Origin of the sequence: Massilia rhizosphaerae (assembly GCF_016093545.1) — a bacterium.
Classification (GTDB): Bacteria; Pseudomonadota; Gammaproteobacteria; order Burkholderiales; family Burkholderiaceae_D; genus Telluria; species Telluria rhizosphaerae.
The window spans coordinates 98,867-121,132 of record NZ_JADKYX010000014.1 but is presented as its reverse complement, the minus strand read 5'-3'; the positions used below and the strand labels follow the sequence as shown (position 1 = coordinate 121,132).

Genomic DNA, 22,266 nt, shown 5'->3' with positions numbered 1-22,266 from the left:
CCTTGTCCTTGCTGGTTGCGGACCGTGCGCTCACTGCACGATCACCACGTTGACGAAACCGCCCTTGCGCTGCTCGGCGTCGGCGAGCGCCTCGTTGGCCTGCTCCAGCGCATACCGGTGATGGTCGAACACGCTCAAGTCCAGCGTGCCCGCCGCGGCCATGTACGCGAGGTCCTGGCCTTCGCCCACGGTGAACCACAGCGACGTCATCAGGCTGATTTGCGAGCACATGATCTCGTGCAGGTTCAACGGCAGCGGATCGGACATCGCGCCCACTTCGACCAGGCGGCCGCCACGGGCCAGCGTCCGCAGGCAATCGAGCGTGACCTGGTGCGACGCGCCCGGGCCGATCGCGTCGAGCACCGCATCGACGCCGACGCCGTCCGTCTCGCTCCGCACCCACTCGCCGAGATCGCCGGAGCCATACGAAAAGGTGCGGATCCGCCGCGGATCGAGTGCGCGCACTTGCTCGAGCAACTCGGGGTTGCGCGCGACGCAGAAGATCTTGACCGCCCCCATCGCCCGCGCGATCTGCACCGCGCACAGGCCGAGCGTGCCGCTGGCACCGCTGATCAGGACCGTCTTGCCGGCGCCGACACCCGCCTTGCGCAAGCCCGAATAGGCGGTGCCCAGATAGCCGAAGCGGGCGGCCTGCTCGAAGCTGACCGCCTCCGGCAATTTGACGAGGCCGTCGGCCGGCGCGGTCGCATACTGGCCGAAGCCGCCGTACGGATATTGCTTGTAGATTTGCTTCGAATTCGGTCCGAAGCCGAAATAGCCCTGGAAGGTGTAGGCGACGCAGTTGGTCGGCTCGCCGCCGCGGCAGGCATGGCACGATCCGCAGGAGCGGCCCGGATTGACGTACACGCGGTCGCCCGGCGCGATGCCCGTCACGGCCGTACCGACCCTGGCGACGACGCCTGCGATATCGAGACCGAAAATCGCGGGCAAGTCAGGCAAGGTCAGGTAGGAACGTTCGCCATAGTGGCTGATCACGTTGCGCAGGTTCGGCACGACGCCGGACGCCTTGACCTCGACGAGCACATCCGTCGGGCGCAACAGCTCCGGGAGCGGCACCGTATCGAGCTGAAAACGGCCGCTGGCGTCATGCACGCGCATGGCTTTCATCTGCTTCGAAGCGTTCATTCGGTCTCCTTGATCTGGTAGTAGGTTCGGAGTCGATGCTAGGGCACGGCGGGCCGGCCGGCGCTCCCGCCGGCGAAACCACTATCCCGTCAATGCAGAAAAGAACGCGCTGCCGCGCCGGTCGGCGCAGGCCATGGCGGCCGGCGGCGATCGGGAGCGTATCGAAGGTTCGGTGGGATGGCGCCGGAGCGGCGCCTGCGGCATGCACGCGCGGTGCAGCGAAGGTGCTACGGGTAATGCACCGGCGAGCGCCGGCGCATCAAGTACGCGTCAGGAACGCATCAGGAACGCATCAAGGTTTCGGACGGGGTTTCGCCGAAGCGGCGCTTGTAGTCGGTCGTGAAGTGCCCCAGATGACTGAAGCCCCAGCGGAATGCGACGGCGGTCACGGTGCCGCTGGAAGGCTGGGCCTGCTGGAGTTCGTCATGCACGCGGCGCAGGCGGACTTCCTTCAGGTAGTGCATCGGCGAGATATTGCGGAAGCGGCGAAACGCGGAGAACAGCGAGCGCGTGCTGACGCCGGAATATTCCGCCAGGTCACCCACCGAAATCGGCTCATGGGCATGTTCTTCGATGTAATGCTCGATGCGCTTGACGAAGGACGGCGCGATGGACTGCCCTTTGTCTTCGTGCAGTTCCGCGCTGTAGTTGTTCGGCTGGCAGCTCAACAGCGTGCCCACGAACGTCGATTCCAGTTGTTTGCTCAACAGCGGCGACAGCTTGTTCGAGTTCGACAGGACGTCGCACATCCACGCCAGCATCTGGACAAAATTGCGGCCGTCGGGCGTATTCAGCGCCATGCCCGTCTTGAACTCGACGTCCTTCTGCAAAGTGCGGCCGAGATGCTGCTGGCAATGGCGTTTGACGACGTCGTTATCGACCCGGACGATGATTTTCTCGGTATTCGCCATGTGGTGGATGCGCGTGCGCGCATGCGCGTTCAGCACGACGCCCTGCTCGGATTCGAACAAGACCGGCTTGCCGTCGCACTCGATCAGCTCGCGCCCCCTGATCGGCACCTGGATCAGTGCAAACGACTCCATCACATCCGGATCGATGATGGTCTCGCCGCCATAGGTCATGCGCCCCACGCCCAGGCCGCCCGCGCGCCGGTAATTGACGCGCGTATTGAACTGGGGATCTCTGGAATAGATCGTGTTCTTGCAAAAGATGTGCTCACCGACCGAGCGCGCCTCTTCGATATCGGACGTCTGGCACAGGCCATAGGCCGACAGCACGGAATCGGCCGGAGTCACGGAAGGAAAAGTGCAGTGCGCCATAGTCTCTCTCTCGAACGCATAATGAACGACCAATGATGGGATTCGTGTTCCGAGCATGGAATACGGCGTCGTCGCCCGGACTGTTTCCCCACTCGCAGCGCGCATGATGTGAGCAGCGGTTTTTCCTGCTTCTTTATAAGTTTGATCCGCGTCAATGCAACGAAAATACTATCATACGCAGCGTAAAAAATTTTCCTATTTGCAGGGCTGATCGCCGAGCAATGGCGTCGCAATGGCCAGGCGTGGCGCCGGCGCATCAAGCTTGAATACGCTGACGACATCCGCCAGCGTCGCCACCTGGTCCTGCATGGACTGGGCCGCCGCTGCCGCTTCCTCCACGAGCGCCGCGTTCTGCTGCGTGACGTGGTCCATCTGCCCGATGGCCTGGTTGACCTGTTCGATCCCGGCCGTCTGCGCCTGCGCGGCGGCGGTGATCCGGCCCATGATCCCGCCGACGCGCTTGACGCTGTCGACGATCTCTTCCATCGCCGCGCCCGCCCGTTCCGCCAGCTTGCTTCCCGCGTCCACTTTTCCCACCGAATTGTCGATGAGCGCCTTGATTTCCTTGGCCGCGACCGCGCTGCGTTGCGCAAGCGTTCGTACTTCGGCGGCCACCACGGCGAAGCCACGCCCCGCCTCGCCGGCGCGCGCCGCTTCCACCGCCGCGTTCAACGCCAGGATATTGGTCTGGAACGCAATCCCATCGATCACCCCGATGATGTCCACGATCATCCTGGACGAGTCGTGGATCGAACTCATCGTCTCGACGACCTCCAGCACCACCGCCCCACCCTTGACCGCCGTTTCGGAGGCCAACAGCGCCAGGCCGTTTGCCTCGCGCGCGTCGTCGGCGTTGCGCCGGACGGTCGACGTCAATTCTTCCATCGAGGAAGCGGTTTCTTCCAGCGAGCTCGCTTGCTGCTCGGTGCGCGAGGACAAATCGAGATTGCCGGTGGCGATCTGGCTGGAGGCGCTGGCAAGCGCCCCGGTGCCGTTGCGCACTTGAGCCACGATCTTCACCAGGCTATCGTTCATGTTCTTCAACGCCTGCAGGAGCTGCCCGGTTTCTTCCGTGGTCCGGACGTCGATCCGGCTGGTCAGGTCGCCCGCGGCAACCGTATTGGCCAGCGTCAGCGCCTGCTTCAGCGGACGGGTGATCGAGAGCGTGATCCGGATGCCCATGACAGCGGCGAACAGCAACGCCGCAGCGCCCAGGCCGAGCATCATCAGGCGGCTGGTCGCATGGGTCGTCGCGGCACGTTCGCTATACGCGTTCATGCGCTCCACCTCGAATCCGATGATGTCGTTGATCGCGGCCTTGTACGCGGCCAATGCCGGGCCAAACTTCTGGTTCAGGTAAGCCTTCTGCGCGTCCGGCGTATCGGCGGCAAGCAGCGTGAGCAACCGGTCGGTGCAGGCCGCGTATTGCGCATCGGCGTCCAGCGCTTTCCGCAACAGTGCCTTGCCTTTCGGCAGATCGACCGTTCGCTCCAGATAGGCGAGTTTTTCGTGCAAGCCTTTTCGCGATTCCGTGATGTGCGCTTGCTGCTTGTTCCTCTCCCCGCTATCCTCGTTGAGCAGCATATTGCTCAACGCAATCGCGATGTCATTGATATCGCCCATCGCCTGCGTCGCCTGCGCCGCCTTCGGCACGGAGTCCGTGACGATGATCGCAGTCGCGCCATTGACGCGGCCCAGCATGGTGATGCCCAGGGAAATACAGGCCACCAGCAGGAGGCCCATCACGACATTGTTGGCAACAAGGCGCGTGCCGATCTTCAGGTTAGTGATATTCATGCTTCTTTCCGTCCAGTTTGAATACGCTCACCGCCTGCGACAGCTGCATTGCCTGCTCTTCCAGGCTGGAAGCCACTGCGACCGTCTGTTCCACCAGCGCGGCATTCTGCCGAGTGACTTCGCCCATCGTGCCGATGGCCCGGTTGACCTGGTCGATGCCGCTGCTTTGCTCACGGCTGGCGGAAGCGATCTCGTGCATGATGCCGGCCACGCGCCGCACCGACTCCACGATGTCCGTCATGATGTGCTCGGCGTCGCCGACCAGGCGGTTCCCCAGTTCGACCCGCGCAACCGAGTCGTCGATCAGCCCTTTGATTTCCTTGGCCGCGGCGGCGGAGCCCTGCGCCAGGCTCCGCACTTCGGCGGCGACCACGGCAAAGCCACGCCCCTGCTCGCCCGCGCGCGCCGCCTCGACGGCGGCATTCAGCGCCAGGATATTGGTCTGGAACGCGATACGATCGATCAGGCCGATGATGTCGGCGATCTTCTTCGCCGAGGCACTGATACCGCCCATCGTCGCGCCCACCCTCGACACGGCTTGACCACCCTTGACCGCAACGGCCGAGGCGGACTCGACAAGTTCGTTGGCGCGCTGCGCATGGTCCGCATTCAGCTTCGCGCTCGAGGAAAATTCTTCCATGCTGGACGCGGTTTGTTCGAGGCTGGCGGCCTGCGCTTCGGTGCGTGCCGACAGGTCCATATTGCCTGCGGCAATTTCCCTGGTCGCGACGTTCACGGCATCGACATTGGTGCGCACGTCGCCGACGATCGCCAGGAGATTGGCGTTCATTTGTTGCAAGGCCCGCAGCAATTGCCCCATATCGCCACCGCGGTGTGTTTCGAACGTGCTGGTCAGATCGCCGCCGGCAATCGTGCGCGCGGCACGGATCGCGCCGCGCAAGGGGACGACCACGGATTTGTGGAGGAAGTATCCCAGCGACGCTGCGCCCGCCACGCCGAAGGCGGCGGCAGCGGCGAATCCGCGCGCCGTCCCGCCGCTCGACGCCGCGAAACCGAGGATGCCCATGCCGAGATACGAGGCACAGATCGTCAGCAGCCCGAAGGTGATGTGCGCGCTCACCGGCAGGTCGTTCAATGCCGGGATCAAGCCGGCCAGGCCGGTACGCACGATCTGTCCCTCGCGGATCGCGATGCGATCCGGATTGCCGGCAACGATGCTTCGATAAGCCCGCTCCGCCGCCTCGACCTGCGCGCGGCTCGGCCTGGTACGGACCGACATGTAGCCGCTCGCACGGCCGTTTTCCATCACGGGGGTCACGTTGGCCACGACCCAGTAGAAGTCGCCGTTCTTGCGCCGGTTCTTCACCATCCCGGTCCACGGCTGGCCGGCCTTGATGGACTTCCACAAGTCTTCGAACGCTTCGGGCGGCATGTCCGGGTGGCGCACCAGGTTATGCGGCGCGCCGATCAATTCCTCTTTGCTGAATCCGCTGACTTCGATGAAATACGGATTGACGTAGGTGATTTTTCCCTTGAGATCGGTCTTCGACACGATCGGCTTGCCATCCTCCATGTGGTACTGGATATCGGTTACGGGCAGGTTTTTACGCATGCTGTTGGTCGCTTTCTTGAATGACCGCACGCGAACGTCGTTCAGGCAGATCTTCAATCGGGTGTGTGTTCGTTACGTACCGGGTGCCGTGCGTGTCGGCCGGGCCGGGGCGGCCTTCCTGGCGTTCTGGCGATGCAGCTGAACGATGGACAAACGCTCTTCGCAAATGATGGATTTGGCCAGGCGGGGCAATACGCCGTCGAGCGCGTGGACGAATGGCGCCCCGGCATGCGCGTCGACCCATTCGGGCAAGCGGTCGGCCGGCATCGGCCTGGCCACCGTGTAGCCCTGCACCGCATCCACGCCCAGTATCATCATCGCTTCCAGCATCTCCGGATTCTCGATGCCTTCGACGACCACCCATTTGCCCAGCGAATGCCCCAACCGCGTCAATTGATAGGCGAAGCGCAACGCATCCCGGGCGTTGCCGATGTCCCTGGCGCCGTCCGGGGTCTTGACGATGCCGCGGTCAATCTTGATGCCGTCGAACGGCAGCGTGCGCAAGCGCGTCAGTCCGCTATGCCCCGACCCCAAGTCGTCCTGCGCCAACTGCACGCCCAGCGATTTGAACTGCGATAACAGCGTCTGCTGGTTGTCGTACGGGCCCAGGGATTCGTTTTCCAGCATTTCCAGTGTCAACCGTTCGGGGCGGCATGCGTGAACCGCGAGTGCGTGGCGGGTCGCTTCCAGATAACGGCAGTCGTTCATTGCCGACGGCGGCAGGTTCAAGGACACGTCCAATTCGATACCTTGCTCCAGCCAGCGCCGGCGATCCAGCAGCGCGCGATTCAAGCCGCGCACATACAATTCCAGAAAATCGTCCGGCGACAAGGCCGCGAAAAACGTGTCGGGTGCCAGGATCTCGTCGTCGTTCATCAAGCGGGCCAGGGCTTCCACCTTGGTCACGCTGCCGGAACGCAGGTCGAGTATCGGCTGGTAGTGGAACTGCAGGGCATCGGAATGGAGCAATGCCGATATGTGTTGCCGGTCCAGCAGGGAAACGACCGGCGTGTAATTGTCTTCGATCTTGAGCCGTGCGATCGCGCTGCCCAGGATGCTCTGTATCAGGTTGATAAAGGTTTCCTGGAGCTTGCCGATGAATCCGCCGGGGTACACGCTGAACAATAGCAATACGGCGAATGAAATCGGTTGATCGGGGGAGCGCAAGGGAATGGCCGCACACGAGCGCAGGCCGAGCGCCATGGCCTGGATACCGTGCGGGCTTGTTTGTGTCTTGAAATTCAGGACGCGCTCGATCTTGCCGCTACGCCAGGCCCGGCCTGTCGGCCCCTGGCCCGACGGATCGTCGGCATGGACGACGGGAGGCGGATCCAACGCGCTGATGACGTTCGGCGCGACCTTGTTCGATCGGCTCTCGACGTGCTCGAAATGAAAAACGCCCTGCTCGTCCGGGCGTCCGATGGCACAGACGCCGATGTCGTAGTGATTCGCGAGGATGCTGACGGCCTGCTGGATGAGGTCGGTATAGTTTTGCGCACACCAGGCGGCCTTGGTAATTTCCAGCAAAATACTTTGTTGCGAGTCCGCGAGGTCCTGATAGGCCTTGAGCTGGTAGGCCAGGTCTTGCGACAGGCACTGGCTGTAGACGGCCATGGCTTCCAGCGACACGTCGTCCTTGACGAGGCGGTAGATGACCTCCATCAGGATGCTGCGGCTGTTTGCCAGCTCGTCCCGGTCCAATCCGACAATGGCGTGAATGCGCCCGACGTCCAGGGCAATGGCTTCATGTCCGCGGGTATCGTCCGGTTGCAGTCCGGCCAAGCGTTGCAGGTTTTGCGCCTGGTGCGCCTGCAAGTGCAACAACTCGTCCTCGGACAGGATGTCCAGGATACGCCTGGACTTCGGCAGCCGTGACAGCTCCGTATAAAACTGCCTCACGATGTCCCAGGCCTTGTCTTTCATGACCTGTTCCATTTGCCCGATACCGCTTTCTACGCGCCGCATGTCACCCTTCTGGACAAGTGCTGTTTGCCGAGTGACCGGATGAGGGTTCTCCATGGGAAGACTGGAATACCGGTTCATCGAGCAATCCGCAAAGTTGACATGCCAAAAAACGGCCTGTACATACGGATTCTCTCGATCACGATCCTTCGCGGCTATCCCAATCCCGCACGCTTATCCGTTGGCTGCAACATTCGGGCGCGGCCTGTCCTGTCACTGCCGCCGCACCACCACCGTCGCGGGGTGCGCCGCATCGTCCAGCATGAAGCTCACCGTGCGCCTGGCCGGATCGACGCGGCCCGCCAGCGCCTGCCCGCCGGCGCGCACGTCGGCCTTGCCCTGCCAGCCGTGCACGGTGATGGCCAGCCGGCGCCACCACGGGGCGAAGCGGCCCTCGCGCGGGCCGAACTCGATGGCGACGCCGTCCGGCCGCACCGTGCAGCTCACCGCCTGGCGCAGGTAGCCGCCCTTCTCGAAGTCCATCGAATGGCCGTCGTCGAGATACAGCTCGTCGGTGCAGTCGGGGCCCGGGTACACGTCCAGCATCAGCGGGCCGCGCGGCGTGTCGGCCGTGGACTGCACGACGTTCTGGCGCGGCAGGATCGTGCCCGCCCGCACGTACACGGGCAGGTGCGCGAGGCGCACCGTCTCGGTCACGAACGAACCGCCGCCGTGCGCCTCGCCCGTGGCCTGGGTGGCGGACTGGATCACCTGGTCCTGCGCGGCCGGCGCCGGCTGGCCGACCGGCAGTCCCGTCCAGTAATCGAACCAGCCGCCTTCCGGCAGGCAGGTGCGGTAGGACTGGGGCGATTCGGGATGCGGCGGCGGCGACACGAGCAGCGCGCGGCCCAGCGTGAACGTCCACGATTGGTCGCACGACAGGTTCAGCGCCGACGGGTAGTCGTAGAACACGGGCCGCAGGATCGGGTCGCCGGTGCGTGCGTTCTGCTCGGCCAGCGCGTACAGGTAGGGCATCAGCTTGTAGCGCTCCTCCACGTACCTGCGGCGGATCGCCAGGTGCTTGGGGCCGTCGACCCACGGTTCCACGCGCGGCGTGCCCTTGGCCGAGTGGTCGCGGAACAGCGGGTAGAACGCGCCGATCTCGAACCAGCGCGTGAGCAGGTCCGGGGCCGGTCCGCCCGTGAAGCCGCTGACGTCGGCCGCGCCGTACGAAAAGCCGGACAGGCCCAGGTTGATGATCTGCTGGACCGACAACTTCAGGTGGTCCCAGGTGGCGCTGTTGTCGCCGGTCCAGGTGACGGCATAGCGCTGGCCGCCTGCATAGCTGGCGCGCGTCATCACGACGGCGCGCTCGCCCGGCGCCAGCTTGCGCAGCCCGTCGTAGGTGGCGCGCGTGTTCTGCATGCCGTACACGTTGTGGATCTCGCGGTGGTCGGCGGTGCGCGGCGCGAAATCGTCGGAGTCGATGCGGTGGCGCGTGTCCAGCGGCATGGTCTTGGTCGGCGTATTGAAGATGGCCGGCTCGTTCATGTCGTTCCACGACCCGGCCACGCCCCACCGCACCTGCTCCTTGAACAGGCCACCCCACCAGTCGCGCGTGGCCGCCCGCGTGAAGTCGGGGAACACGGACGGGCCGGGCCACACCGGCGCGACATACGTCGTGCCGTCCGCGTTCTTCACGAAATGGTCGCCCTGTGCGCCGCTGGTGTAGGGCGCATAGCCCTGCTCCACCTTGGCCACGTGCAGGTCGGTGATCGTGATCAGCTTGATGCCCTGGCGGCCCAGGTCGCGGATCAGGCCCGGCATGTCGGGGAACGCTTTCTTGTCGACGGTGAACGGCCGGTTGCGGTCCTGCCAGTCGATGTCGAGCCAGACGACGTCGGTGGGCACGCGTTCGGCGCGCAGCCGCGCGACGACGCCGCGCAATTCGTCCGCCGACATATAGCTGTAGCGCGACTGCTGGTAGCCCAGGGCCCAGCGCGGGACCAGCGGCGCCTTGCCCGTCAGGTCGGTGTAGCGGCGCACCACCTCGGCCGTCGACGGGCCGTGGATCAGGTAGTAGTCGATCGGACCGTCCGGCGCGCCGAATGCCAGCACGCCGTCCTCGCGGTGGCCGAAGTCGAACCAGCTGCGGTACGTGTTGTCGAGGAAGACGCCGTAGCTGCCCCCGGCGCCGCCGACGCCGATGAAGAACGGGATCGATTTATAGATCGGGTCGTCGGCCGAGCCGAAGCCGAATGCGTCCGTGTTCCAGTCGACGAAGCTCTTGCCGCGCCGGTCCAGGCCACCGGTCTTGTCGCCGAGGCCGAAATAATGCTCGGCCTGCGGCATCTGCTTGCGCAGCGTGAACGCGTGGCCGTCGACCTTGACGGGATCGATGGCGTCGGCCGAGATGACCTTGCCGGCCAGGTCGCTCACCACGAGCCGGCCGTCGCGCAGGTCGACGCGCAGCGTGCGCGTGGCGAACCCGGTCGGACTCGCCTGCACGTGCACGTGGCGTGCGCGCACGTCGGCCGGCACGGCCCAGCTGGCGTCTTCCGGCAGCGTGCCCGCCGCGCCCATCGTCACGCGCAGGATGTCGTCCGTGAGGGCGCGCACGCGGATGCGCAGGCTGCCCTGGCGCACAATCATGCCGTCGTCCTGGGCGCCGATGGTCGCCGGCTGCGCCTGGGCCGGCGCGGCGGCGAGAACGGACAGCGCCAGCGCGACGGCGGCGATGCCCTGCTTGAGGACGTGGTCCTGCATACTGGTCTCCTGATCGGTCGGTATTCGCGTTTATATCATTTCCTGGCGCGCGGGCTGATCGCGGCAGCGCATCCGGAAGACCGCGTGCAGGAACTCGACGAACACCTTCACCTTGGCGGCGCGCAGGTGCCGCTGCTGGAACAGCACCGCCACGTCGGGGCCCGGCGCCGTCCATTCGGTCAACAGCGGCACCAGGGCGCCGCGTCGGATCCGGTCCTGCACAGAGATCGACAGCACCTGGATGATGCCGCCACCCGCCACCGCTGCCCCGATCAAGCTTTCGACGTGGTCGGAGACGAAGATGCCGCGCGGCGCGAGCGAGGTGACCTGGGCGTCGCGCTGGAAATACCAGGGCCGGACCCGGCGCGACTTCGGGTAGAGGAAATTCAGGCAGTCGAAGTGGTCCAGGTCTTCCGGCGACTGGGGCCGGCCGCGCCGCGCCAGGTAATCCGGCGCCGCGCAGCAGACGTAGCGCGTGCCGGCCAGGGTCTGGGCCACGAGACGGGAGTCGGCCAGGTTCCCGATCCTGACCAGCACGTCGATGCCTTCTTCCACCATGTCGACCAGCCGGTCGTTGGCGCTCATGCGCACCGTGACTTCCGGGTAGTTGCGCAGAAAGCCCGGCAGCGCCGGGGAGACGATCTGCGTGCCGATGATGCCGGGCATGTCGACCCGCAACAGGCCGCTCGGGGCCGCGGTGGAGTGGCGCAGGACGTCTTCCAGCTCGTTCATGTCCGCCAGCAGGCGCATGGCGCTTTCGTAACACTGCCGTCCCTCGTCGGTGACGGACATGCTGCGCGTGGTCCGGTGCAGCAGTTTCACGCGAAAGCGCGCTTCCAGCGCCGCCACCTGGTTCGTCACCGACGTCGTGGATATGCCGAGGCGGTCGGCGGCGCGCCTGAACCCGCCCGCGTCGACGACACTGCAGAAGACTTTCAACGCATCCAGGCGATCCATGCTGTTCATCCCAAGTCGTGTCACGATGGCCGGGCATTGTAGCAGCGGATGTCGATTGTTTCCGAATCCGGAATACTGCATCGCCGACTGCCCGGTTTTTCCGGACGCGCAAGGCCCCTACACTGGGTCACACCGATTGAAAGGAGTGATCATGAATACCGCAACAACCATGCAAGCAGTCGTCCTGCGCGCCTTCGGCGAGCCGATGGTCCTGGCCGAAATCGACCGCCCCGTGGCGGGTCCCGGCCAGGTCCTGGTCCGGATCGCAGCGAGCGGCGTGAACCCGCTGGACACGAAGATCGCGGCGGGCAAGGCCGATCACGCACGCGCCGTCCTCCCCGCGATCCTCGGCATCGACATGGCCGGCGTCGTGGAAGCGGTCGGCGCGGGCGTCGCCGGATTCCGCCCGGGCGATGAGGTCTACGGCATGACCGGCGGGATCGCCGGCGTGCAGGGCTCCCTGGCCCAGTACGCCGCCGTCGACGCCGACCTGCTGGCCCACAAGCCGCGGAACATGTCGATGCGCGCAGCGGCCGCCCTGCCCCTGGTCTTCATCACGGCCTGGGAAGGCCTGGTCGACCGCGCCCAGGTCGGGGCGGGCGCGAAGGTGCTCGTGCACGGCGGCGCCGGCGGCGTCGGCCACATCGCGGTGCAGATCGCGCGGGCGTTCGGCGCCGAGGTCTACGCGACCGGCGAAGCGCGCCAGCGCAGCGCCATCGAAGGCTACGGCGCGACCGCCATCGATTTCAGGGCCAGCAGCGTGGACGACTACGTCGACCGCTACACCGATGGCGAAGGATTCGACATCGTCTACGACACCGTCGGCGGCGCGACCCTGGATGCGTCGTTCCGCGCCGCGCGCCTGTACGGGGGCCACGTGGTCAGCTGCCTGGGATGGGGCACGCATGCGCTGGCCCCGCTGTCCTTCCGGGCGGCGACCTATTCCGGCGTGTTCACCCTGCTGCCGCTCATCCGCGGCAAGGGGCGCGCCGCCCACGGAGCCATCCTGCGCGAAGCCACTCGCCTCGTCGAAGCCGGCAAGATCACGGTGCGCGTCGATCCCACCGAGTACGCCCTGGCCGACGCGAACGCCGCCCATCGCGACCTCGTGGACGGCAAGGCGAGCGGCAAGCTGGTGGTCTCGATCGCCTGACGCGGACGACGCGCGATCCGGTCCGGCGTCGTCCGGCTCAGATCGCGCGAAGCACCCTGTCGAGACGCTCGCGTACCTCCGTGGCCAGCGCCGCGATCTCCGGCTTGTCGACCAGTTGCAGGACCGTCTCGGTGTTCATCACCTCGACGTGCACGGCACCCGCCGGGTCCTGCCGCACGAGCACATTGCAAGGCAGGAGCAACCCGATCGACGGCTCGGCCGCGATCGCCCGTTGCGCCAGCGGCGGGTTGCAGGCGCCGAGGATGCGGTAAGGCGGCATGTCCGCCCCGAGTTTCTTCTTCAGGGTCGCGGCGACGTCGATGTCGCTGAGGACGCCGAAGCCTTCCCGTTGCAGCGCCTCGATGACCAGATTCACCGCCTCGTCGAAGCCGCACCGTACCGTCTTGCCGTAGCCATATCGCTGAGTCATATGTCCTCCTATTTGCTGCCGAGAACGTGTCCGTTCACGGTCATGCCATACATCGAGGTCGGCTCGTCGTGGAATTTCTTGCGGGTTTCCGCCACCGAGCCGGCAAAGCGCGGATCCTGGGGCCGCTCGTGGCTGTCCATGAACATGGCCACGTCCCAGGCTTCCTGGTCGCTGAGGGTGCCGCCCAGGCCGAGCGGCATATTGGCCTTGATGAAGGCCGCGGCGTTCTTGACGTCATGCATGCCGGCACCCCAGTTGAACGACTTCGGTCCCCACAGCGGCGGAAAGGCGGTCTTGCCGCCGCTCGCCTGCCCTTCGCCGTTCGCGCCGTGGCACAGCGCGCAGTGCTGGGCGTAGAGCTTCTGGCCGCGCGCATAGTCGGGCGCCTGCGCGGGCTTCGGCACGCTCGGATAACCGCGTCCCGCCACGGCCTGCCGGACCGGCGCGCCGGTGGCAAGCCAGTAGGCATAGGTCTCGAGTGCGACCAGGACTTCGTCGTCGGCCGCCGGCGCCTTGCCGTTCATGCTGAACTTGAAGCAGCCCTGCAAGCGCTCGGCGAACGTGTTCACGTGCTTGTTCTTGCTGCGGTAGGCCGGATAGGCGACGTAGGCCGCCCACAACGGGCTGGCATTGGCCTTGCGTCCGGCGTCCAGGTGGCAATTGACGCAATTGAGGCTGTTGCCGACGTACTTGCGGGCATTCTCCTGCGTGTTGACGAAGATTTGCTCCCCTCGCCTGACCACTTTGCCGAACTCGTCGTCCGGGATGCTGTCGGCGGCGGGCGGCGTGAACGGGACCGGCTTGGCTTCGGCCTTGGCCTGGGCCGCCGCATCGGCGGCAATCGAGGCGCCGGCCAGCGCGGTCGCCGCCATCAGGGAAAGTACGAACGTTTTCATGGTTTGGCCCCGCCGAAGTAATTGGATACCGCCGTGATGTCGCCGTCCGACAGCTTGCCGGCGACGGCCTTCATCAGGTCCTGCGGACCGCCCGGCCGCGTGCCGTTCTTGAACGCGTGCAGCTGGGCCGCGATATAGGCGCTCGACTGTCCGGCGAGCGCGGGAAAGGCCGCCCCGACGCCGGTGCCGCCCGGTCCATGACATTGCACGCAGGCCGGCAGGTCGTGGTCCCAGCGCCCGCGCAGCGCCAGCCACGCGCCGGTATCGGTCTGTCGCAGCGCCCCGCCTTCCGGCGACGCGGGCGCGGCAACCGGCGCGAGCGCGCCGTAGTAACCCGCGACGGCCTGGCGCTGCGCCGCATCGAGTTGCTTGGCGATCGGCCCCATGATCGGGTTCTGGCGCTTGTCCGCCGCAAAGCTGTCGAGTTGCGCGGCCAGATACTGGGCGGGCAAGCCTGCCAGCCGGGGAAACCCGGCCGCCGCGTTGCCTTCGCCCTGGGTGCCGTGGCACGTCATGCAGGCCAGCGCGCCCGCAGGCGTTCCCTTGGCCGCAATCGCGGCACCGTCGCCCTTCATCTGGGCCAATGCCGGCGTCAAGGGCCCCGACAGTGCCAGCACGGCCATTCCTGTCCACACCGGTGTGAACTTCCTGAAGCGTCGTCGCATGATGTTGTCTCCCCTCTCCCAAGGCGTGTCCAGCCGAGGCTCGGCTTTTCGCCAATTGTATATCGAATTATATATCGTCAAAAGATATAATGTATTCGAGTAGATTCTATGCGACACCGTGCGTGCGGAGAAGATGCTATCGTCGAATGCACCACGCAAGGAGCCGACATGCATGCGGAGCGAGTAGATGGACACATTGCCCGGCCAGCGCCCCGGCCTTGACGACGAGGAGGCGGCACGGCGGCTGCGCCAGGACGGCCCCAACGAACTGCCGGCATCGCGGCCGCGCAGCATGCTGCGCCTGCTGCGGGATATCGTGCTCGAGCCCATGTTCCTGTTGCTGGTGGCCTGCGGCGCCATCTACATGCTGCTCGGGGACCGGCAGGAAGCGTTGATGCTGCTGGGCTTCGTGTTCGTCGTGATGGGCATCACCTTCTTCCAGGAGCGCCGCGCCGAGCGGTCGCTCGACGCATTGCGCGATCTCTCGAGCCCCCGCGCCCTGGTCGTGCGCAACGGCCGGCCGCGCAGGATTCCCGGGCGCGAGCTGGTGCGCGGCGACACGGTCCTCCTGGCCGAAGGCGACCGCGTGCCGGCCGATATCCGGTTGCACGAATCGTCGAACCTGATGGTCGACGAGTCGATGCTGACCGGGGAGTCCGCGCCGGTCGCCAAGCACGCGGCGCCAGGCGACGATGCCGGCGGCAGCGTCTTCTCGGGAACCCTGGTGACGCAAGGCACCGCGCGCGGCGAGGTCGTCGCCACCGGCGAACGCAGCGCCCTGGGCAGGATCGGCAAGTCCCTCGCGAACCTGGGTGGAGAAAGCACGCCCATCCAAACCGAAACGCGGCACATCGTGAAAGTCGTGGCGCTGGCGGGTCTCGCATTGGCGGCGCTGCTGGCGCTCGGCTACGGCTTGCTGCGCGGCGACTGGCTGCATGCCCTGCTGGCCGGCCTGACGCTCGCCATGGCGATCATCCCCGAGGAATTGCCGGTCGTCCTGACGCTGTTCCTCGGACTCGGCGCCTGGCGCCTGTCCCGCGAAAACGTCTTGGCGAGAAACGTCCCGGCCGTCGAACTGCTCGGGGCCACGACGGTCCTCTGCGTCGACAAGACCGGCACCTTGACGACCAATCACATGGTCGTCCGTCAACTCTGGTGCGATGGCGCGCAATACGATGTCGCGGCAACGGCGGACGCCATGTTCCCGGAAGCGTTTCACGGCCTGCTTGAATACGCCGTGCTGGCCAGCCACCGCCGCGCATTCGATCCGATGGAGACGGCCATCGTCGACGCCGGCCAACGGCTGCTGGCCGATTCCGAACACCTGCACGGGGATTGGGCCCTCGTCGACGACTACCCGCTCTCGCGCGACATGCTGGCGATGTCGCGCGTGTGGCAATCGCCCGATACCGCCACGCGCATGATCGCCGCCAAGGGGGCGCCGGAAGCGATCGTCGACTTGTGCCACCTGGACGCCGCGCAGGGCGAGCGGATCGCCGCACAGGTGGCGCGCATGGCCGCCGGCGGCATGCGCGTCATCGGGGTGGCGCGTGCGGTCTTCCCGGCGCGGGATCTGCCGGCGAGCCAGCACGATTTCGATTTCCGGTTCCTCGGCCTCGTCGGCCTGGAAGATCCGGTGCGGCCCGACGTGCCGCATGCCATCGCCGAGTGCCGCGCGGCGGGCATCCGCGTCGTGATGATCACGGGCGACCACCCGAGTACCGCCCTGTCGATCGCCCGCCAGGCCGGCCTGGCGGCGGACGGGAATCCGATGACCGGCCCCGAACTGGCCGCGCTGGACGACGACGCGCTGGCGACGCGGCTGGCGACCACCGACATCTTCTGCCGCGTCCAACCCGAGCACAAGCTGCGGCTGGTGCAGGCGTTCCGGCGCCAGGGCGACATCGTCGCGATGACCGGCGACGGCGTCAACGACGCGCCGGCGCTGAAGGCCGCCCACATCGGCGTGGCGATGGGCGGACGCGGGACCGACGTCGCGCGCGAGGCGGCCGGCCTGGTGCTGCTCAAGGACGATTTCACGTCGCTCGTCACGGCGGTGCGTTACGGCCGGCGCATCTTCGCCAACCTGCGCAAGGCCATCACGTTCGTCGTCGCGGTGCACGTGCCGATCGTCGGGCTGTCGATTCTCCCGGTCCTGCTGGGATGGCCCCTGATACTCATGCCGGCGCATATCCTGTTCCTGCAGCTGATCATCGACCCGAGCTGCTCGCTCGTGTTCGAGGCCGAGGAACCGGAACGGGACACGATGCGCGGCAAGCCGCGCCGCCCCGACGACCGCCTGTTCGACACCGCCGTCCTGGCCAGGGGACTGGCGCAGGGCGCGGGATTGCTGGCCCTGCTGTGCGGCGTCTACGTGTGGAGCAGCCGTGCGGCGCATTCGGCCGACGTCGCGCGCGCCATGACGTTCGCGGTGCTGGTCCTGTCCAACATCGGGCTCATCTACGCGAACCGCCGCTGGGACGCGGCGCCGTGGCGGATGAAGCGCGCGCCCAATCGCTACTTCGACTGGATGGCCATCGCGACGTCGATCCTGCTCGCGGTCGTGCTCGCCATCCCGGAGGTCGCGCGGCTGTTCGCGTTCGCATTGCCGCCGGTCCGGATGCTGGCCGCCGCCGCCGGCGCGTCGCTGCTCGCCGTCGCCTGGTTCGAAGGGGTGAACGCGATCCGCCGTCCGGGCCGGGCCGGCACGCGCTGAGCCTCTTCAGCGCCGCCGCTTGCGCCGCTCCTGCTCGCGCGCTTCGGAAAAGCGCGTCTCCGTCACGCTCGCTTCGCGCCGGCCGAAGGCGTAGTTCGCCTCCAGCCACAACACGTTGATGATGCCCGCCGCCAGCGCCAGGCCCACGCCGAGGATCCAGCTGAAATACCACATGGTGCTCTCCTTTCTCAGTACGACGTATGTTCGTTCTCGCGGATGTAGTCGAGCGTCACCTTGCCCCGCATGATCCGGTAGACCCAGGCGGTGTAGGCGACGATGATGGGCAGGAACAGGAGCACCATCCAGAACATCAATCCCAGCGTGCGCTTGCTCGACACGGCGTCCCAGACGGTGAGGCTGCTGCGCGGATCCAGCGACGACGGCAGGATGAACGGAAACAGCGCGGCGCCGGCCGTCACGATGATGGCCGCCACGGCCAGCGCGCTGGCGCCGAAGGCCAGGCGCGGCCGGCGCAGCCCCATGCACAGCGCCGCCAGCAGGGCGCCGCCGACGCCGGCCGCGGGAAACGCCATCATGGCCGGCCACCGGCCATAGTTGTCCATCCACGCGCCGTCCGCCACCGTCACGGTCTTGGCCAGTGGCGTGAAGGCGCCGTTCGGGTCCGGCATCGCGTCGATGCGCATGCCCGGCAGGTGCGCGACCCAGAAGCCGGCGGCGGCGAACAGCAGCGCGGTGCCGAGCGCGGCGCCGATGCCGATGCGGCGTGACCGCGCGGCGACCTCGCCTTCCGTCTTGACCAGCGCAAAGGCCGCGCCATGCATCAGCAGCATCAGCACCGACACCAGGCCGGCCACGAGGCCGAACGGATTCAGCAACCCGAAGAAGCTGCCGTAGTACGCGACCCGCATCGATTCGTCGTAGCGGAACGGCACGCCCAGCAGCAGGTTGCCGAACGCGACCCCGAAGATCAGCGGCGGCACGAGCCCGCCCGCGAACAGGCCCCAGTCCCACGCCGAGCGCCAGCGCGGATCGGCCACCTTGCCCCGGTAGTCGAACCCCACCGGGCGCAGGAACAGGGAGAACAGCAGCACCATCAGCGCCACGTAGAAGCCGGAGAACGCGGTCGCGTAGACCAGCGGCCAGGCCGCGAACGTGGCGCCACCGGCGGTGATGAACCAGGTCTGGTTGCCTTCCCAGGTGGGGCCGATGGCGTTGATCAGCACGCGCCGCTCGCCGTCGTTGCGCCCGGCGAAGGGCAGCAGCATGCCGACACCGAAGTCGAAGCCGTCGGTGAGCGCGAAGCCGACCAGCAGCACGCCGACGAACGCCCACCAGATGAGCTTGTAGGTTTCGTAATCGAAGATCATGTCGTTCTCCTCAAGTGGGCTGGCCGGCGCCCTGCTCGCGGTGGTAGCGGCCCGTGTGCAGGCTGCTCGGGCCCAGGCGCGCGTACTTGACCATCAACGTCATCTCGACCACCAGCAGGAACGTGTAGAAGCCGACGAAGCCGGCCAGGCTGAAATACAGGTTGCCGGGCGTCAGCGTGGAGGCGGACAGGTGGGTCGGCAGCACGCCGGCAATGGTCCAGGGCTGGCGGCCGTACTCCGCCACCACCCAGCCGAGTTCGGCCGCGATCCACGGCAGCGGGATCGCGAGCGCGGCCAGCCGCAGCAGCCAGCGCTGGGGCGCCAGCCGGCGCCGCACCAGGAAGTAGAACGACGCGCCGAAGATGAACAGGAACAGGAAGCCCAGGCCCACCATGAGGCGGAACGCCCAGAACATCGGCAGCACGTGCGGAATGGTGTCGTCGACGGCGCGCGCGATCTGGGCGGGCGTCGCGTCGACCACCTTGTCGGTGTACTTCTTCAGCAGCAGGCCGTAGCCGAGATCGGCCTTGGTCGCTTCGAACGCCGCCACCGCCGCGGGCGAGCGGTCGCCCGACTTCAGCCGCGCCAGGTCCGCGTAGGCCTGCATGCCGCGCCGGATGCGGACTTCGTGCTCGCGCTTGAGATCGGCGATGCCGACGACCTTGCCGTCCGTCGAGCGGGTGCCGATCAAGCCCAGCACCCAAGGCAGCTTGATCGCGTAGTCGGTGCGCCGGGCCTGCTCGTTCGGGATGCCGAACAGGGTCAGGCTGGCCGGCGCCGGCTGGGTTTCCCACTCCGCTTCGATGGTCGCCAGCTTGACCTTGTTGACCTCGCCGGCCGTATAGCCCGACTCGTCGCCCAGCACGATCACCGACAGCACGGACGCGAGGCCGAACCCGGCCGCCACGGCGAACGAGCGCAGGGCGAACGCGGTATCGCGGGCCCGCAGCAGATACCAGGCCGAGATTCCCAGCACGAACATCGAGGCCGTGACGTAGCCGGCGGCGACCGTGTGCACGAACTTGACCTGGGCCACCGGATTGAAGATCACGTCGGTCATGCTGACCAGTTCCATGCGCATGGTGTCGATGTTGAACGCGGCGCCCACCGGGTTGTTCATCCAGCCGTTGGCGATCAGGATCCACAGCGCCGACATGTTGGAGCCGAGCGCGACCAGGAAGGTCACCAGCAGGTGCTGGCGCCGGCTGAGGCGATCCCAGCCGAAGAAGAACAGGCCGACGAAGGTCGACTCCAGGAAGAACGCGGCCAGGCCCTCGATCGCCAGCGGCGTGCCGAAGATGTCGCCGACGTAGTGCGAGTAGTACGACCAGTTGGTCCCGAACTGGAATTCGAGCGTGATGCCGGTCGCGACGCCCATGGCGAAGTTGATGCCGAACAGCTTGCCCCAGAACCGCGTCATGTCCTTGTAGACCGCGCTGCCCGTCATGACGTAGACGGATTCCATGATCACCAGGATCCAGGACAGGCCCAGCGTGAGCGGGACGAACAGGAAGTGGTACAGCGCCGTGACGGCGAACTGCAGCCGCGACAGCGCGACCACTTCATCGATGACAGACATTGCGCATACCTCCGATTGCTTGCGTTTATCGTGTTGTGAGCAGGTGCCGCGTCACCCGCGCGGGATCCATCCGCATGTGTTTCGCCTCCGGTTCGGCGAAGAACAGGTGCGCCAGCGCGAACAGCAGCGTCACCTTGACCGCCAGCACGATGGCGATTTCCGCCGCCAGCGGCAGACCGGTCGCGCGGTGCAGGCCGCGGCTGCGGCTGCGGAACAGCGTGGTCATCCCACCATCTCCGGCTTCGCCAGCCATTCGCGGCCCCGCAGCATGCCCTGCCAGTACAGCGGCGGCAGGATGCGTTCCTTCAGCAGCCAGGCCAGGCGCGACGGCTTGCGGCCGTCCAGCAGCCATGACGGGAAGCTGGGCGCCAGCTTGCCGCCGTACGTGAACTCGGCCAGCACGATCTTGCCGCGCTCGACGGTCAACGGACAGGAGCCGTAGCCGTCGTAGCGGGCCTCGCGCGCGCCCCGGCCGCGCGCGAACAGCACGTTGTGGGCGACGACCGGCGCCTGCTTGCGCGCGGCGGCCGCGGTCTTCGCGTTGGGCGTGTTGGCGGCGTCGCCCAGCGCGAACACGTTGGGATAGCGTTTGCTGCGCAAGGTGGACTGGTCGACGTCGACCCAGCCCGCCGCGTCGGCCAGCGGGCTGGCGCGGATGAAGTCCGGGGCGACCTGCGGCGGCACCACGTGCAGGAAGTCGAACGGCACCTGCTCGACGCGCTCGCCGTCCGGGGCCGCGACGGCGAACGTGGCGACGCGGCACGCGCCGTCCACCGCCGTCAGGCGGCGGCCGAAATCGAGGCTGATCCCGTAGGCGCGCACATAGTCCATCAGCGCAGGCACGTAGTCGGCGACGCCGAACAGCGCGGTGCCGGCGGTCTCGAAGCGGACGTCCGCCTGGTCGAGCACGCCGCGCCGGCGCCAGGCGTCGCACGACAGGTACATGGCCTTCTGCGGCGCACCCGCGCATTTGATCGGCATCGGCGGTTGGGTGAACAGCGCGGTGCCGCCCCGGAAGCTTTGCACCAGCTCCCAGGTGTAGGGCGCGAGATCGAAGCGGTAGTTCGACGTCACGCCGTTGGCGCCCAGGGTGTCCTCGAGTCCGGCGATGGCGCCCCAGTCCAGCTTGAGGCCCGGGCATACCACCAGTTGCTTGTAGCGCACGCGGCGGCATCCTTCCAGCACCACGGTGTCGCGCTCCGGGTCGAAATGCGACACGGCCGACTTGATCCAGCGTACGCCGCGGGGCACCAGCGCCCCGACTGCGCGGACGGTCTCGCCGGCGTCGAACACGCCGGCGCCGACCAGGGTCCAGCCCGGCTGGTAGTAATGGACGTCGGCCGGATCGATGATCGCGACGTCGAGGTCCGGGTCGCGCGCGCGCAGGCTCGCGGCCACCGCGATCCCCGCCGCGCCCGCGCCGACGATCACGACCTGGTGCACGGCATCGACGAAATCGACCCGGCTGTCCGGCGCCACCATGCGGCGCACCAGCGCGCTCAGGTCATAGCCGCATTCGCCGGCGCGGGCCAGGATCTCGGCCGGCGGCATGCTGCCGCCGCGCGACAGGCCCCACAGGCTGGCGCTGCGCATGCCGGTGCGGCAGTAGGCCAGCACCGGCTTCGGCAACTCGTCCAGCAGGCGGCCGAACTCGCCGGCCTGCGCATCGCTCAATTGCCCCGGGATCACGGGCAGGTAGCGCACCGGGATCCCTTCGGCCTGCGCCGCCAGCTCGACTTCGCGGAAGCTGGGCTGGTCGGCCCCCTCCCCGTCCGGGCGGTTGCAGATGATCGCCTTGTAACCGGCCGCGGCGATCTCCGGCACGTCGGCCGGCGCGATCTGCGGCGCGACGGACAGCGCCGCGCTCAAGTGCTTGATGTTCATGACCCGAGCCTGCAAGTGTCGATGCCGAGCAGGCGGTACAACGGGCACCTCCCCACCAATCCGGTGAGCAGCGGCACGATGCCGATCCAGCCCCAGGGGCCCAGCACGCCGGCCAGGTGCAGACCGATCAATCCGGCGCCGGCACCGATGCGGGCGGCGCGGTCGAGCGTACCTTCATTGCGTTTCATGATGCT

Annotated in this window: 18 protein-coding genes; 2 read left to right on the top strand and 16 right to left on the bottom strand. The window is 66.9% G+C overall.

The genetic code is table 11. The annotated features are described in order from the left end of the window. Nucleotides 1–30: 30 nt before the first annotated feature. The 7 genes from ISF28_RS20025 to ISF28_RS19995 all read right to left on the bottom strand — a co-directional run bounded on the left by ISF28_RS20025 (nt 31) and on the right by ISF28_RS19995 (nt 11,430). Complete coding sequence (locus tag ISF28_RS20025; protein WP_229519224.1) at nt 31–1,146, bottom strand: alcohol dehydrogenase catalytic domain-containing protein; 1,116 nt, start codon at nt 1,144–1,146, stop codon at nt 31–33. A 281-nt stretch (nt 1,147–1,427) separates the two neighbouring features. Beyond that, nucleotides 1,428–2,426 carry an AraC family transcriptional regulator gene (locus tag ISF28_RS20020; protein WP_198118942.1) on the bottom strand — a complete coding sequence of 333 codons (999 nt, stop codon included), beginning with the start codon at nt 2,424–2,426 and terminating at the stop codon, nt 1,428–1,430. 195 nt (nt 2,427–2,621) lie between these two features. Further along, nucleotides 2,622–4,223, bottom strand: a complete 1,602-nt coding sequence (locus tag ISF28_RS31060) for a methyl-accepting chemotaxis protein (RefSeq protein WP_198118941.1) — start codon at nt 4,221–4,223, stop codon at nt 2,622–2,624. Beyond that, the gene (locus ISF28_RS20010; RefSeq protein WP_198119001.1) at nt 4,210–5,796 is read right to left on the bottom strand and encodes a methyl-accepting chemotaxis protein; all 1,587 of its coding nucleotides are present in this window, start codon (nt 5,794–5,796) and stop codon (nt 4,210–4,212) included. The genes ISF28_RS31060 and ISF28_RS20010 overlap by 14 nt, the downstream gene beginning before the upstream one ends. 72 nt (nt 5,797–5,868) lie before the next feature. Then, the gene (locus ISF28_RS20005) at nt 5,869–7,719 is read right to left on the bottom strand and encodes an EAL domain-containing protein (protein WP_198118940.1); all 1,851 of its coding nucleotides are present in this window, start codon (nt 7,717–7,719) and stop codon (nt 5,869–5,871) included. Nucleotides 7,720–7,971: 252 nt separating this feature from the next. Then, nucleotides 7,972–10,464 carry a glycoside hydrolase family 31 protein gene (locus ISF28_RS20000; protein ID WP_198118939.1) on the bottom strand — a complete coding sequence of 831 codons (2,493 nt, stop codon included), beginning with the start codon at nt 10,462–10,464 and terminating at the stop codon, nt 7,972–7,974. A gap of 30 nt (nt 10,465–10,494) precedes the next feature. Further along, entirely contained in the window at nt 10,495–11,430 is a 936-nt protein-coding gene (locus ISF28_RS19995) for a LysR family transcriptional regulator (protein WP_229519223.1), read from the bottom strand. A 142-nt stretch (nt 11,431–11,572) separates the two neighbouring features. On the opposite strand from ISF28_RS19995, the gene ISF28_RS19990 reads away from it, so the two are divergent. Further along, nucleotides 11,573–12,574, top strand: coding sequence for a zinc-dependent alcohol dehydrogenase family protein (locus ISF28_RS19990; RefSeq protein ID WP_198118938.1), 1,002 nt, complete (start codon nt 11,573–11,575; stop codon nt 12,572–12,574). Nucleotides 12,575–12,611: 37 nt separating this feature from the next. Here the strand turns inward: ISF28_RS19990 and ISF28_RS19985 are convergent, their stop codons facing one another. The 3 genes from ISF28_RS19985 to ISF28_RS19975 are packed head-to-tail and all read right to left on the bottom strand — an operon-like array spanning nt 12,612 to nt 14,565. Beyond that, nucleotides 12,612–13,004 (bottom strand): DUF302 domain-containing protein, encoded by a 393-nt coding sequence (locus tag ISF28_RS19985; RefSeq protein WP_198118937.1) that lies wholly within the window; start codon nt 13,002–13,004, stop codon nt 12,612–12,614. Nucleotides 13,005–13,012: 8 nt separating this feature from the next. After that, nucleotides 13,013–13,900 (bottom strand): c-type cytochrome, encoded by an 888-nt coding sequence (locus tag ISF28_RS19980; protein WP_198118936.1) that lies wholly within the window; start codon nt 13,898–13,900, stop codon nt 13,013–13,015. After that, entirely contained in the window at nt 13,897–14,565 is a 669-nt protein-coding gene (locus ISF28_RS19975; protein ID WP_198118935.1) for a c-type cytochrome, read from the bottom strand. The genes ISF28_RS19980 and ISF28_RS19975 overlap by 4 nt, the downstream gene beginning before the upstream one ends. A gap of 187 nt (nt 14,566–14,752) precedes the next feature. Between ISF28_RS19975 and ISF28_RS19970 the strand changes: the two genes are divergently transcribed. Continuing rightward, nucleotides 14,753–17,281, top strand: coding sequence for a cation-translocating P-type ATPase (locus tag ISF28_RS19970; RefSeq protein ID WP_198118934.1), 2,529 nt, complete (start codon nt 14,753–14,755; stop codon nt 17,279–17,281). A gap of 6 nt (nt 17,282–17,287) precedes the next feature. On the opposite strand, the gene cydX is transcribed toward ISF28_RS19970, so the two are convergent. The 6 genes from cydX to ISF28_RS19940 are packed head-to-tail and all read right to left on the bottom strand — an operon-like array spanning nt 17,288 to nt 22,260. Next, nucleotides 17,288–17,455, bottom strand: a complete 168-nt coding sequence (cydX, locus tag ISF28_RS19965) for a cytochrome bd-I oxidase subunit CydX (protein WP_198118933.1) — start codon at nt 17,453–17,455, stop codon at nt 17,288–17,290. A 14-nt stretch (nt 17,456–17,469) separates the two neighbouring features. Further along, nucleotides 17,470–18,609: a cytochrome d ubiquinol oxidase subunit II gene (gene cydB / locus ISF28_RS19960; RefSeq protein ID WP_198118932.1), complete on the bottom strand. Its 1,140-nt coding sequence runs from the start codon at nt 18,607–18,609 to the stop codon at nt 17,470–17,472. 10 nt (nt 18,610–18,619) lie between these two features. Next, the gene (locus ISF28_RS19955) at nt 18,620–20,188 is read right to left on the bottom strand and encodes a cytochrome ubiquinol oxidase subunit I (RefSeq protein WP_198118931.1); all 1,569 of its coding nucleotides are present in this window, start codon (nt 20,186–20,188) and stop codon (nt 18,620–18,622) included. A 25-nt stretch (nt 20,189–20,213) separates the two neighbouring features. Beyond that, nucleotides 20,214–20,414 carry a cytochrome oxidase putative small subunit CydP gene (gene cydP, locus ISF28_RS19950; protein ID WP_198118930.1) on the bottom strand — a complete coding sequence of 67 codons (201 nt, stop codon included), beginning with the start codon at nt 20,412–20,414 and terminating at the stop codon, nt 20,214–20,216. After that, nucleotides 20,411–22,072 carry a bifunctional protein tyrosine phosphatase family protein/NAD(P)/FAD-dependent oxidoreductase gene (locus ISF28_RS19945; RefSeq protein ID WP_198118929.1) on the bottom strand — a complete coding sequence of 554 codons (1,662 nt, stop codon included), beginning with the start codon at nt 22,070–22,072 and terminating at the stop codon, nt 20,411–20,413. Before ISF28_RS19945 ends, cydP begins: the two co-directional genes overlap by 4 nt. Beyond that, on the bottom strand, nt 22,069–22,260 hold the full coding sequence (locus ISF28_RS19940) for a YgaP family membrane protein (RefSeq protein WP_198118928.1): 192 nt from the start codon (nt 22,258–22,260) through the stop codon (nt 22,069–22,071). Before ISF28_RS19940 ends, ISF28_RS19945 begins: the two co-directional genes overlap by 4 nt. Nucleotides 22,261–22,266: the final 6 nt, after the last annotated feature.